Annotated in this window: 14 protein-coding genes; 8 read left to right on the top strand and 6 right to left on the bottom strand. The window is 64.6% G+C overall.

Going from position 1 to position 12,722, the window contains the following annotated elements:
• The first annotated feature begins 240 nt into the window (after positions 1–240).
• The 3 genes from ACVWZ5_RS18530 to ACVWZ5_RS18520 all read left to right on the top strand — a co-directional run bounded on the left by ACVWZ5_RS18530 (position 241) and on the right by ACVWZ5_RS18520 (position 1,905).
• The gene (locus ACVWZ5_RS18530; RefSeq protein ID WP_023631146.1) at positions 241–729 is read left to right on the top strand and encodes a TIGR00645 family protein; all 489 of its coding nucleotides are present in this window, start codon (positions 241–243) and stop codon (positions 727–729) included.
• Positions 730–896: 167 nt separating this feature from the next.
• The gene (locus ACVWZ5_RS18525; protein WP_028691181.1) at positions 897–1,202 is read left to right on the top strand and encodes a DUF6482 family protein; all 306 of its coding nucleotides are present in this window, start codon (positions 897–899) and stop codon (positions 1,200–1,202) included.
• Between the two features lie 85 nt (positions 1,203–1,287).
• Positions 1,288–1,905 carry an FKBP-type peptidyl-prolyl cis-trans isomerase gene (locus ACVWZ5_RS18520; protein WP_084943141.1) on the top strand — a complete coding sequence of 206 codons (618 nt, stop codon included), beginning with the start codon at positions 1,288–1,290 and terminating at the stop codon, positions 1,903–1,905.
• Positions 1,906–1,981: 76 nt separating this feature from the next.
• On the opposite strand, the gene ACVWZ5_RS18515 is transcribed toward ACVWZ5_RS18520, so the two are convergent.
• The 3 genes from ACVWZ5_RS18515 to ACVWZ5_RS18505 all read right to left on the bottom strand — a co-directional run bounded on the left by ACVWZ5_RS18515 (position 1,982) and on the right by ACVWZ5_RS18505 (position 3,844).
• On the bottom strand, positions 1,982–2,227 hold the full coding sequence (locus ACVWZ5_RS18515) for a PA4570 family protein (protein ID WP_028691179.1): 246 nt from the start codon (positions 2,225–2,227) through the stop codon (positions 1,982–1,984).
• 151 nt (positions 2,228–2,378) lie between these two features.
• Positions 2,379–2,720 carry a zinc ribbon domain-containing protein YjdM gene (locus ACVWZ5_RS18510; RefSeq protein ID WP_023382397.1) on the bottom strand — a complete coding sequence of 114 codons (342 nt, stop codon included), beginning with the start codon at positions 2,718–2,720 and terminating at the stop codon, positions 2,379–2,381.
• Between the two features lie 155 nt (positions 2,721–2,875).
• A complete protein-coding gene (locus ACVWZ5_RS18505) occupies positions 2,876–3,844 on the bottom strand; it encodes a polyprenyl synthetase family protein (protein ID WP_062572777.1) in 969 nt (322 codons plus the stop codon).
• A 245-nt stretch (positions 3,845–4,089) separates the two neighbouring features.
• Between ACVWZ5_RS18505 and rplU the strand changes: the two genes are divergently transcribed.
• From rplU to ACVWZ5_RS18480, 5 genes are all read left to right on the top strand, one after another.
• Positions 4,090–4,404 carry a 50S ribosomal protein L21 gene (rplU, locus tag ACVWZ5_RS18500; protein WP_003247466.1) on the top strand — a complete coding sequence of 105 codons (315 nt, stop codon included), beginning with the start codon at positions 4,090–4,092 and terminating at the stop codon, positions 4,402–4,404.
• Positions 4,405–4,441: 37 nt separating this feature from the next.
• Complete coding sequence (rpmA, locus tag ACVWZ5_RS18495) at positions 4,442–4,699, top strand: 50S ribosomal protein L27 (RefSeq protein WP_003247464.1); 258 nt, start codon at positions 4,442–4,444, stop codon at positions 4,697–4,699.
• A gap of 188 nt (positions 4,700–4,887) precedes the next feature.
• Entirely contained in the window at positions 4,888–6,111 is a 1,224-nt protein-coding gene (gene cgtA / locus ACVWZ5_RS18490) for an Obg family GTPase CgtA (protein ID WP_062572778.1), read from the top strand.
• Between the two features lie 87 nt (positions 6,112–6,198).
• Positions 6,199–7,317, top strand: coding sequence for a glutamate 5-kinase (gene proB / locus ACVWZ5_RS18485; protein ID WP_028691175.1), 1,119 nt, complete (start codon positions 6,199–6,201; stop codon positions 7,315–7,317).
• 23 nt (positions 7,318–7,340) lie between these two features.
• Positions 7,341–7,787: a CreA family protein gene (locus ACVWZ5_RS18480; protein ID WP_162175267.1), complete on the top strand. Its 447-nt coding sequence runs from the start codon at positions 7,341–7,343 to the stop codon at positions 7,785–7,787.
• Between the two features lie 96 nt (positions 7,788–7,883).
• Here ACVWZ5_RS18480 and mksF read toward each other — a convergent pair whose 3' ends face one another.
• The 3 genes from mksF to mksB are packed head-to-tail and all read right to left on the bottom strand — an operon-like array spanning position 7,884 to position 12,698.
• The gene (gene mksF, locus ACVWZ5_RS18475) at positions 7,884–10,715 is read right to left on the bottom strand and encodes an Mks condensin complex protein MksF (RefSeq protein WP_457340780.1); all 2,832 of its coding nucleotides are present in this window, start codon (positions 10,713–10,715) and stop codon (positions 7,884–7,886) included.
• Positions 10,712–11,419 (bottom strand): Mks condensin complex protein MksE, encoded by a 708-nt coding sequence (mksE, locus tag ACVWZ5_RS18470; RefSeq protein ID WP_011532174.1) that lies wholly within the window; start codon positions 11,417–11,419, stop codon positions 10,712–10,714. Before mksE ends, mksF begins: the two co-directional genes overlap by 4 nt.
• Complete coding sequence (gene mksB / locus ACVWZ5_RS18465) at positions 11,409–12,698, bottom strand: Mks condensin complex protein MksB (protein ID WP_050706885.1); 1,290 nt, start codon at positions 12,696–12,698, stop codon at positions 11,409–11,411. Before mksB ends, mksE begins: the two co-directional genes overlap by 11 nt.
• Positions 12,699–12,722: the final 24 nt, after the last annotated feature.

The raw sequence follows: 12,722 nt of genomic DNA, 5'->3' as shown, positions 1-12,722 counted from the left end.
CCAGGTTCCCGTGGGAGCGGGCTTGCCCCGCGATAAAGTCCCGGCCTGGCCATTGTGACAGGGCGGCTGGCGTCATCGCGGGGCAAGCCCGCTCCCACGAAGTCGCCTCCACGAAGTCGCCTCCACAAAGTCTGCTCGCACGATGCACTGCGGCAACCAGCCGCAGGCTTTTGCTGTCACAGGTGGCTGGCTATACTCGCGATCGCTTTTCCAGTCACTTCACGAGTCTCCCTACTGTCCATGGAACGTATCCTCGAAAACGCGATGTATGCCTCGCGCTGGCTGCTCGCCCCAATCTACTTCGGCCTCTCGCTGGGCCTGCTGGCACTGGCCCTGAAGTTCTTCCAGGAAATCATCCATGTCCTGCCCAACGTCTTCACCCTCGCCGAGGCCGACCTGATCCTGGTGATCCTGTCGCTGATCGACATGTCGCTGGTCGGCGGCCTGCTGGTGATGGTGATGATCTCCGGCTACGAGAACTTCGTCTCGCAACTGGATATCGACGAGAGCAAGGAAAAGCTCAACTGGCTGGGCAAGATGGATTCCTCGTCGCTGAAGATGAAGGTCGCCGCGTCCATCGTCGCCATTTCCTCGATTCACTTGCTGCGGGTGTTCATGGATGCGCAGAACATCTCCACCGACTACCTGATGTGGTACGTGATCATCCACATGACCTTCGTCATCTCGGCATTCGTCATGGGTTACCTGGATCGCATTACCAAACACTGATTCGTTTGGGCGCTATCGCGGGGCAAGCCCGCTCCCACGCAGGCCTTGAAGGTTGCGTGGGGGGCGGGCTTGCCCCGCGATCTTTCTGACCAGCGGCAGCTTGTGCTTTCGCCGTGTCCGTACAAAAAATGAGCACTCATGCGTGGTTCCCGCAGCGAGGTACGCCCATGAACCTGCATCAGCTCAATACCGAGGCCAGGGCTGGCCATGTCGACGAACTCAACCTGATCGCCATCGAAGGCGGTGATTACCTGCTCGAGGCCCGGGTCAAGGGCCGTGCCCATCCGCTGGACGATACGCGTGGCAAGCGCTTGCGCGTGCACTCGGTCGAGGACGCCCGCTTGCTCCTGCAATCGATTCCCCTGTTGTCGATGAACCTGGTGCACTGGTCCGTGCAGGATGAGATGTGCGGCCTGGGCCTGCACCCGGAAGAAGACCTCAAGGTCCCGATTTCCCAGCGTTCGGCCTGGTAGCTGCTTCGCGCGGCACCAGTGTGCTAGGCTGCTCGCCCTTTTCATTAGGGCGCGGATGCAGTGCGCCCTTAAGCGGAGCAAGCCAATGTCCGAACTCAACCTGTCCACCGACGAATCCCGCGTCAGCTACGGCATCGGCCGCCAGCTGGGCGGCCAGCTGCGTGACAACCCGCCACCAGGCGTCAACCTGAACGCCATCGTTGCCGGCCTGACCGACGCCTTCAACGGCGCCGACAGCCGCGTCAGCGAACAAGACCTGTCGGCCGCTTTCAAGGTCATCCGCGAAGTGATGCAGGCCGAAGCCGCTGCCAAGGCCGAAGCCGCCGCTGCCGCCGGCAAGGAATTCCTGGCTGAAAACGCCAAGCGTGAAGGCATCGTGACCCTGGCCTCGGGCCTGCAGTACGAAGTGCTGACCGCAGGTGAGGGCGCCAAGCCGTCCCGCGAAGACAACGTGCGCACCCACTACCACGGTACCCTGATCGACGGCACCGTGTTCGACAGCTCCTACGATCGCGGCCAGCCGGCCGAATTCCCGGTCGGTGGCGTGATCGCCGGCTGGACCGAGGCCCTGCAACTGATGAGCGCCGGCAGCAAATGGCGCCTGTACGTGCCGAGCGAGCTGGCCTACGGCGCCCAGGGCGTCGGCAGCATCCCGCCGCACAGCACCCTGGTGTTCGACGTCGAGCTGCTCGACGTTCTGTAATGCCTGATCGCGGGGCAAGCCCGCTCCCACTGGTGCTCTGCTACCTCGTGGGAGCGGGCTTGCCCCGCGATGCGTTTCAGTTCCAATCCGTTCCCCCCGGGCGCAACGCCCGCGCGTAGCAGAACAGAAACAGATTCCTCACCAGCTCCTTTAGCACCCCGGGTTCACTCGAATTCAGCCCCGTGAGGTCCAGGTCACCCTGGTCACGCAGTTCGTCGAGCGCGTCTTCCTCGAGCACGGCGCACACTTCGCCGGTTTCGCGATGCAGGATGCGCAGGTAGGGGTGGGGGCGGTCGAGCCAGGCGTCGATCAGATAGGTCATGGCTACTCTCCTTGGATAGCGTTTCCAATGAGAATAATTCTTATTATCAAAATAGCAAGTGACTATTGGAAGAATTCTTCCGAATGGTGCAGGCGATCCTGTTGCAGGATCTGTCAGGGCCGCCCGTTGGGCAGCCCTGGGGGGCAGGCGATCAGACCTTGCGCACGAACTCGGACTTGAGCTTCATCGCGCCGATGCCGTCGATCTTGCAGTCGATGTCGTGGTCGCCGTCGCACAGGCGGATGTTCTTGACCTTGGTGCCGACCTTGACCACCAGGGACGACCCCTTGACCTTGAGGTCCTTGATCACGGTGACGGTGTCGCCGTCCTGCAGGACATTGCCGACCGAATCCTTCTTCACCACGTCGTCGCTGGCGGCTTCGGCTTCGCCGCTGGCCGACCACTCGTGGGCGCATTCGGGGCAGATCAGTTGAGTGCCATCCTCATAGGTGTATTCGGAGTTGCATTTGGGGCAGGGTGGCAGAGTGCTCACGGCGTTTCCTTTCAAGTACAGGCGGGTAAAGGCGCACATTGTATAGGGTTTAGTGATTTCCTGCACAAACGCATCGCGGGGCAAGCCCGCTCCCACGCCATGATGTGTGCTGGCGTGGGAGCGGGCTTGCCCCGCGATGAGGGTGTTGCGATGAATCAGTGGGTACGCGCGACCGCGAACTCGCTCAGCTCGACCAGGGCATCCCGGTACTCGCTGGCCGGCAGCACTTCCAGGCAGGCGATGGCGCGGGCGACGTAGTCGCGGGCCATCTGCGCGGTGTAGTCCAGGGCGCCGGACGCCTCGACGGCGATGCGGATCTGCTCGAGGTCTTCCAGGCCACCCTTCTGGATCGCCTGGCGCACCAGCGCGGCCTGCTCCGGGGTGCCTTCGCGCATGGTGTAGATCAGCGGCAGGGTCGGCTTGCCTTCGGCCAGGTCGTCACCGACGTTCTTGCCCAGGGTCTCGGAGTCGCCCTTGTAGTCCAGCAGGTCGTCGACCAGCTGGAAGGCCACGCCCAGGTGGTCGCCGAAGGTGCGCAGGGCTTCGCGCTGCTCGTCGCTGGCCTGGGCGAGGGCGGCGGCGCTGTGGGTCGAGGCCTCGAACAGCATGGCGGTCTTGCCGCGGATGACGTCCATGTAAACCTCTTCGGTGGTGCTGGCGTCGCGCACGCGCGACAGCTGCAGTACCTCGCCCTCGGCGATCACCCGGGTGGCCTTGGACAGGATCTGCATGACCGGCATCGAGCCCAGCTCGACCATCATCTCGAACGAACGCGAATAGAGGAAGTCGCCCACCAGCACGCTCGGCGCGTTGCCCCACAGGGCGTTGGCGGTGGAGCGGCCACGGCGCATGCCGGACATGTCGACCACGTCGTCGTGCAGCAGGGTGGCGGTGTGCAGGAACTCGATGGTCGCCGCCAGCAGACGCAGGTCGTCGCCTTCGCGGCCCAGGGCCTTGCCGCACAGCAGCACCAGCAGGGGACGCAGGCGCTTGCCGCCAGCGGACGTGATATAGTCACCGATCTTCGATACCAGCGGGACGCGCGAGGTCAGCTGCTTCTTGATGATCTCGTCGACGGCGCTGAAATCGTCAGCTACCGCGCGGTAGAAGGATTGGGGTTGCATCGGCTGCTCCATTGAGGTTGCGCGGCATGCTAGGTCGCAGGTACCGGTGTGTCAAGGCGCGCTGCCCGTGGCCCCGGGCCGGCACTTGCAAGCATTTATAGGGTTGCGTACAATCGCGCACCCTAACTTTCCTGGGCAGCACCTGCCTTACGCAATTGCACCGGGCCGTTCCAGCCCTGTGCAGCCATGCCAGCCAATACTCATCATATAAAGCGCTGGGTGAGCAGGATTATCGGAGAAATACCATGTCTTACGCAGTAATCGTTACCGGCGGCAAGCAGTACAAAGTCGCTGAAGGTGAATTCCTCAAGATCGAAAAACTGGAAGTCGCCACTGGCGAATCCGTGACCTTCGATCGCGTTCTGCTGGTCGCCAACGGTGAAGAAGTCACCATCGGCGCTCCAGTTGTTGCTGGCGCTAAAGTAGTGGCCGAAGTCGTTTCGCAAGGCCGCCACGACAAGGTTCGCATCATCAAGTTCCGTCGTCGTAAGCACCACATGAAGCGCATGGGCCACCGCCAGTGGTTCACCGAAATCAAAATCACCGGTATCCAGGCTTAATCGCCCCGATCCCCTGAATTTATTGGAGAATTGAACCATGGCTCACAAGAAGGCTGGTGGTAGTACTCGTAACGGTCGCGACTCAGAATCTAAACGCCTTGGCGTGAAGATGTATGGCGGCCAGGTGATCAAGCCGGGCAACATCATCGTCCGTCAGCGCGGCACCGAATTCCACGCTGGCTACGGCGTTGGCATGGGCAAGGATCACACCCTGTTCGCCAAGATCGAAGGCGTGATCAAGTTCGAGAAGAAAGGCGAGTTCATGCGCCGTTACGTGAGCATCGTCGCCGCTTAATCGCGACGTCGCTCCAGAAGCCCCGTCATGCGACGGGGCTTTTTCGTTTGTGGTGAGCCTCTTGCAAAGCTGTTTGAATGGGCTGCCGGCGTTGGTTTCTGGTTCGTACGGGGCCGCCGCGCTCATCTTCGCAAGAGCCTCATGGTTTTCTGGTTTTCGACTCGTCATCCGACGAGAGGCGGTTTTGAATGAAGTTTGTAGACGAAGTATCGATCCGGGTTAAGGCCGGTGACGGCGGCAACGGTTGCATGAGCTTCCGCCGCGAGAAGTTCATCGAGAACGGCGGTCCCAACGGCGGTGACGGCGGCGATGGCGGCTCGGTGTACATGGTGGCCGACGAGAACCTCAATACCCTCGTCGACTACCGCTACACCCGTCACCACGAAGCCCAGCGCGGCTCCAACGGCGGCAGCACAGACTGCACCGGCAAGAAGGGTGACGACCTGTTCCTGCGCGTGCCGGTGGGCACCACCGTGATCGACGCAGCCACCCAGGAAGTCATCGGTGACCTGGTCACCCCGGGGCAGAAGCTGATGGTCGCCCAGGGCGGCTGGCACGGCCTGGGCAACACCCGCTTCAAGTCCAGCACCAACCGTGCGCCGCGCCAGACTACCCCGGGCAAGCCCGGCGATCAGCGCGACCTGAAGATGGAAATGAAGGTCCTGGCCGACGTCGGCCTGCTGGGCCTGCCGAACGCCGGCAAGAGCACCTTCATCCGTTCGGTCTCGGCCGCCAAGCCGAAAGTCGCCGACTACCCGTTCACCACCCTGGTGCCGAACCTGGGCGTGGTCAGCGTCGACCGCTGGAAGAGCTTCGTCATCGCCGACATCCCCGGCCTGATCGAAGGCGCCTCCGAAGGCGCCGGCCTGGGTATCCGCTTCCTCAAGCACCTGGCCCGTACCCGCGTGCTGCTGCACCTGGTCGACCTGGCGCCGCTGGACGGCAGCAGCCCGGCCGATGCCGCCGAGATCATCATCAACGAGCTGGCGCAGTTCAGCCCGGCGCTGGTCGACCGTGAACGCTGGCTGGTGCTGAACAAGGCCGACATGATCATGGACGACGAGCGTGACGAGCGCGTCAAGGAAGTGGTCGAGCGCCTGAACTGGGAGGGCCCGGTCTATGTGATCTCGGCCATCGCCAAGCAGGGCACCGAGAAGCTCAGCCACGACCTGATGCGCTACCTCGAGGACCGTGCCGACCGTATGGCCAACGACCCGGCCTACGCCGAGGAACTGGCCGAGCTCGACCAGCGCATTGAGGACGAGGCCCGCGCCCAGCTGCAGGCCCTGGACGATGCCCGCACCCTGCGCCGCACCGGTGTCAAGAGCGTGCACGACATCGGCGACGATGACGACTGGGATGATTTCGAGGACGACGAAGACGGCCCGGAAATCATTTACGTGCGCGACTGATCGGTTGCAGTACACTAAACGCCGCTCTCTGGAGCGGCGTTTTTGTATCCACGGTATCTACAGATTCGACATAGGTTGGAAGAGAAGATGCGAAGCAAGGTGACTGGCGCCAGGCGCTGGGTCGTGAAGATCGGTAGCGCGCTGCTGACCGCCGATGGCAAGGGCCTCGATCGCGGCGCCATGGCGGTATGGGTCGAGCAGATGGTGGCCCTGCGCGAAGCGGGCGTGGAACTGGTGCTGGTCTCTTCCGGAGCCGTGGCCGCCGGCATGAGCCAGCTGGGCTGGACCTCGCGACCGAGCGCGATGAACGAGCTGCAGGCCGCCGCCTCGATCGGCCAGATGCGCCTGGTGCAGGCCTGGGAGTCGAGCTTCGGCGAGCACGGCAAGCACACCGCGCAGATCTTGCTGACCCACGACGACCTCTCCGACCGCAAGCGTTACCTCAACGCCCGCAGCACCCTGCGCACCCTGGTCGACCTGGGCGTGGTGCCGGTGATCAACGAGAACGACACCGTGGTCACCGACGAGATCCGCTTCGGCGACAACGACACCCTGGCTGCGCTGGTGGCCAACCTGGTGGAAGCCGACCTGCTGGTGATCCTCACCGACCGCGACGGCATGTTCGACGCCGACCCGCGCAACAACCCCGAAGCCCAGCTGATCTACGAAGCCCGTGCCGACGATCCGTCGCTGGATGCCGTGGCCGGCGGCACCGGCGGTGCCCTGGGCCGCGGCGGCATGCAGACCAAGCTGCGCGCCGCGCGCCTGGCCGCCCGTTCCGGTGCCCATACCATCATCATCGGTGGCCGTATCGAGCGCGTGCTGGATCGCCTCAAGGCTGGTGAACGCCTGGGCACCCTGCTTTCGCCCGAGCGCGGTATGCTCGCCGCGCGCAAGCAGTGGCTGGCCGGCCACCTGCAGACCCGTGGCACCCTGGTGCTCGACGACGGCGCCGTGAAGGCCTTGCGCGAATCGAACAAGAGCCTGCTGCCGGTGGGCGTGAAGACCGTGCAGGGCAGCTTCCGTCGCGGCGAGATGGTGGTCTGCGTCGGCCCCGACGGCCTGGAAGTGGCCCGTGGCCTGGCCAACTACAGCGCCCTGGAGGCGCAGAAGATCATCGGCCAGCCGTCCGACGCCATCGAGAGCCTGCTGGGCTACAGCGCCGAGCCTGAGCTGGTGCACCGCGACAACCTGGTCCTGGTCTGAAGGAGATCACCGTGCTGAAAAGGATGTTTGCCGTGGCGGCGATGCTGCTGCCGATGCTGGCCGGGGCCGAGGAGATCGGCCAGGTGTCCACTGTGTTCAAGTTCGTCGGGCCCAACGACCGTATCGTGGTCGAGGCGTTCGATGATCCGAAGGTCGACGGCGTGACCTGCTACCTGTCGCGGGCCAAGACTGGCGGTATCAAGGGGGGCTTGGGGTTGGCCGAGGACCGTGCCGAGGCGTCGATCGCCTGCCGTCAGGTCGGGCCGATCCACTTCAAGGGTGACTTGAAGGATGGCGAGGAAGTGTTCAAGGAGCGCACGTCGCTGGTGTTCAAGACCATGCAGGTGGTGCGTTTTCTCGACAAGAAGCGCAATACGCTGGTGTACCTGGTGTACAGCGATCGCCTGATCGAAGGCAGCCCGCAAAATGCGGTAACGGCGATTCCGATTGTGCCTTGGGCGCAGCAGTAATACCCGGTTGAAATGATCGCGGGGCAAGCCCGCTCCCACGCCATGAGTGCTTGGCGTGGGAGCGGGCTTGCCCCGCGATGCTTTCTGCTGTCTGAATCAGGCCAGTTCCTCGGCCTCATCCTCACGCACGATCGCCTTCACCTCGTCGCGACGGCTGATGTACTTCCAGTCCGCTTCGTCGATGTAGATGCCATTCGGCCCGCTGCCGCCTTCCAGGTCGATCGCCACCCGGGCCGACACCTGCGGCTTCACGCTCGCCAGGATCGGCACGAAGCCCAGCTGCTGGCTGGTCTCCAGCAACGCCGCCTGGTTGCGTTCGTCGATGTCCGCCGCCTCGTCGAGGTAGTACGGCAGGCGAATGCGCCCGGCCAGGTCGCGGTCCATCAGGTGCAGCAACAGGTACATGTTGGTCAGCGCCTTGATGGTCATGGTGGTGCCGTTGGACGCGGCGCCGTCGATGTCGGCGTGGATCACCGGCTGGCCGTTGATCTTGGTGATCTCGAAGGCCAGTTCGAACAGGTCCTTCAGGCCCAGCTGGTTGTGGTTGGCCGCCACCAGCCGCGCCAGGTACTCCTTGGCCTCTTCGTTCTTGTGATCCTGTTCGGCGCTTTGCGTCAGGTCGAACACCGACAGGGTTTCGCCTTCTTCGTACTGGCCGGCGCTGTGGATGATCTGGTCGATGTGCCGGAGCGCTTCCTTGTTCGGTGCCAGCACCACGCGGAAGCTCTCCAGGTTGGACACCTGGCGCTTGTTGATCTCGCGGTTGAACAGCGCCAGCTGGTGCTCGAGGCTGTCGTAGTCGCTGCGGATGTTGCGCAGGGTCCGGGCGATGTCGGTGACTGCGGCGCGGCGGGCCTTGGCCAGGGTCAGCGCTTCCTCGGTGCGGTGCGAGTAGGCGTTGATCAACAGCTGCAGGCGGCGCTCCATGTCGTCCTCGCTGTCGAACTTGGCCACGCCTTTGAGGCGCACCTGGGCGTACAGCGCCTCGATCTGGTTGTCCACGCGCTGCAGCGCCTGCCAGCTGTCCTGGTAGTCGTTGAGCAGCGGCAGCAGGTTGTCCATGGAGTCGTCGATGGCTTCCATGAACGGCGTGCCGAACGGCAGGTCGGCCGGCAGCAACTGGCGGCGGCGCAGGGCGTCTTCGAGGGTGCGCTGCTTGGCTTCGAGGTCGGCGATCTGCCGACCCACCAGCTGCAGCTTGGCCGACAGCTGCTGGACGCGCTCGGTGAAGGCGTCGCTGGAGCGCTTGAGCTCATCCTGGGCGGCTTCCAGCTGGCCCAGTTGCTCCATCTTCTCCGGCTCTTCGGCGGCCAGGGTCTCGGTGCGGCGGAAGTCTTCCAGGGCCTTCTGCGCATCCAGCACCTGCTGGTACAGGGCCTCGGTCTGCGCCTTGCTGGCGGCGCGGTCGAGGGCCACGGCCTGCTGGGTCTTGAGCTGCTTGAGTTCTTTTTCCAGGCGCTCCTTCTGGTCGCGCAGGGCGGCGCGGTCGGCCAGGGCCTGCAGCGCGGGTGGGTCGATGTGCGAGATGTCGATGGACAGGCCCGGCACTTCGAAGCGTTCGCCCTTGAAGCGGTCGAGCACGCCTTCGAGGGTCTTCACCCACACATCGCTGTCGTCCAGCTCGATGCCACGGTCGCCCAGCGGCAGGCTGAACAGCGCGCCGTTGAACAGGCGCATCAGGCGGTCGACGTCCTGCTGCGAGAACTCTTCGCGCAGGCGGGCATAGCTGTTGTTGTCGGCGTGGTCGAGTTGCTGCTTGACCGCCTTGACGCGTTTTTCCAGGTCGCGCACGCGCTCGTCGAGGTCTTCGGCGGAGAACTGGCGCGACTGGGCCAGGGCACCGGCCAGTTCGTCGTGGGCATCCTTGGCGGCCAGCAGCTGCTGTTCCAGCACCTTGACGTCGGTGACCAGGGCGAAGCGGTGCTTGAGCACCGACAGCTCACCCAGCCAGCGCTGGATACCGGTGATCTCCCGTTCCAGGCGCATCAGCTCCTGGGTGCCGCCGCGCTGGTCGTTCTGCAGGCGGTCCTGCTCGCCACGGTAGTGCTCGGCCTGGATGGTCAGCTCTTCCTTGCGCGCCATGGCGTATTCCTGCCAGGTGCCCAGCAGGTTGTCGAGCAAGGGCGAGATGCGGTGCAGCTTGCCGCGCAGGATGTCGCGCTGGGCCACGCCGCCGGCCAGGGCCTCGACCAGCGGGCCTGCGGCCACCAGGGCGTTGTAGTCGCCCTCCATGCGGCGCACGTCGCGGAAGGCCTCTTCGCAGGCGGCGATGTAGTCGACGCTGCCCGAGCGCAGGCTGTGCTCGAAGGCATCGAGGAACAGCTGCTTGAGCTTGGCGGCGGTGATCTCGCGCATGTGCAGCAGGTTGATGAACAGCGCGCGGAAGGTCTTAAGGCTCTGCTCGCTGGTCGAGCGCAGCGGGATCAGGGTCAGGTCCAGCGGCACCGAGGTGTGGCCGCCGACCAGCAGCCGGCGCAGTTCATCCGGCTTGAGCTCGTAGGCTTTCAGGCCATGGCGCTCGAGGTTGGTGAACAGCTCCTTCTGGCGCAGGCAGGTGTCGTCTTTCTGGTAGTGGGCCAGGTCCAGCTCGCCCTGGTAGGCGAAGAACTGGTGGCCGAAGCCGCCGCCCGGGCCGCGGCCGACCACGCCGATCACGTGCGGGCCGTGGGGCAGGTTCAGCTCGGTGAGGATGTAGCTGGTGTCGCTGGCGAAGTAGAAGCGGCGCGACTGCTCCAGGCTGTACTTGCCGAAGCTCATGTCGGACATGCGCGCCAGGATCGGGAACTGCAGGGCGTTGATCGACGCCGATTTACCCAGGTTGTTGGCGCCATAGACCGACAGCGGGTGCTCCAGGGGGAACAGGCCGAGGCTGTAGCCGGCAGTGTTGAGCAGTGCGAAGCGGCGGATGCCGTAGCGTTCCTGGCTCATGCGTCAATCTCCTGTTGCTCTTCGCGGATCGCCCGGGCCAGGGCATCCTCTTCGCTTTCCTCGCCATCGAACGGGGTGAGGTCGAGCGGGTCGTCGGTGCGGTTGAGTTCTTCGGGCGTCTCTTCCACCACCAGCACGGGCACCGGCAGCGGCAGGTCGCTGTGCAGGGTGGCGGCCAGGTCGCGGTCCTGCTGGACTGACAGGCAGACATCGAGGAAGCGGTGCATCGGCGGCATGAAGCGATAGATGCCGCCTTCCTCGAAGGCGAAGCCCAGCTGGGTCATGCGGCGCATGATCTTTTCTTCGAGCTCGTCGACGGTCTGCACTTCGGCCTGCAGGAACAGGTCGCGGTACTTGTCCAGCAGCGACGGCAGTTCGTCGCGGCCGATGCTGCCGCCGTCGAGCACGGCCATCGGGTCGCGGCCCTGGTCGGCCAGGTGCTCGACCAGGATGAAGGTGAACAGCGACAGGCGCTGGGCGGTCTTGTTGACCTGCGCGGCGGCCTGCTCGGGGACGAAGTAGTAGAAGCCGCGGGTGTCGCAGACCAGCTCGAAGCCCAGGGCCTTGAACAGGGTGCGGTACTGGTCCTGGAAGTTCGACAGCTGGGCGTACAGCTCCGGATCGCGGCGGCTGATATGGAAGCCCTTGAACAGCTCGCGGAAGATCGGCGCGAGCTGGGACAGTTCGGAAAGATCAAGATGCATGGACGGGGCTCGCGGTGGATTCGGTCGGGGTCGCCGGCTTGTTGTCGCGGCTGGAGGTCAGGGCGAAGGAGCGCAGGCTGACCAGGTGTTCGCGGGTGAGGTATTGCTGGCGATCGAGGCGCTCGCGGCTGAAGCGCTTCTCGCGCGACAGGCGCGAGAACCAGTACAGCAGTTCGTCGGTGGCGCCCTCGGGCTCCTGCTCCAGCAGCCAGACCATCAGGTCCGGCAGCGGCAGGGCGTCCTCGCAGCGTTCGAGCATCTCTTTGACCGTGCGCGGGGCACGGGGCAGCGGGCCCTTTTGCGTCTTGTGCGCCTTGGGGAAACGCGCAGGCTTGGGCTCGAAGCGGGCCAGGGCGTAGACGTACGCCTCGACCTGGCTGGCGCTGCCGAGGAAGGTGCTCTGCGGACGGGTGAACAGCGGCATGGCGGCCTGCGGCACGGCGTCGATGCCCTTCTTGCGGATCACCGACAAGGCCAGGGCAGCGCCACGGGTCACGGCATTGTGCCGGCGCGCTTCTTCACGCAGCGGCAGCAGCAGTTCGCGGGCGTGACGCAGGGTCAGCTGGGCGCTGGTCTGCATTTCGAGAATGCGCGCATGGGTGCGCAGCAGCATGTCGTCGTCGACCAGGTGGCCGAGGCGCGCCTGCTCGCCCAAAAGGCGCAGCAGCACGGTCTCGACCTTGCGCACGCCCTGCTCGAAGGCGCCGTCGGCATTGACCAGCTGGATCATCGGCTCGACGTACTCGTCCCAGGTCGCCAGTACTTCGGCGTAGCGCTGGCGCAGGGGGATCTGCCGGTTGCTGGTCTTGGCCCGCTCGGCCACGGCCACCAGCGCCTGCTCGTCGTTGTCGAGCTTCTTCAGCACGTCGCGCACGCGCATGTCGAGCAGGCGCAACTGGCGCGCCAGGTCGTCGCTGTCGCGGTTGTCGAAGGCGTCCTGGATATGCCCGGCCAGGCGTTCCAGGTGGCGCAGGTAGGCCTCGATCTCCAGGCACAGGCCCAGCCGGTGTTCGCGGCGCAGGTAGGCGAGGAAGTCGTGGATCTGCGCGTTGAGCTCGAATCGGTTCGGGCTCTTGGCCACCGGGACCAGGATGTCCAGGCGGATCCACACGTCGAGCAGCTGGGTGATGTCCTGCGGTGTGCTTTCCACCTGCTGGCGGGCCAGCTGCTGGCGCAGCTCGACCAGGCTCAGGGTGCCCTGGTCGAAGCGCTCGCACAGCGGCTCGATCAGGGCCCAGTGTTCGGCTAGGGCGCGCAGGACGCGCTTGGGTTCGATCATTGGCGGGTCGACTCGTTGCCAAAT

The organism is Pseudomonas sp. TE6283 (genome assembly GCF_054060555.1).
The sequence above is the reverse complement of the archived record's forward strand: the minus strand, read 5'-3'. Positions and strand labels throughout refer to the sequence as shown.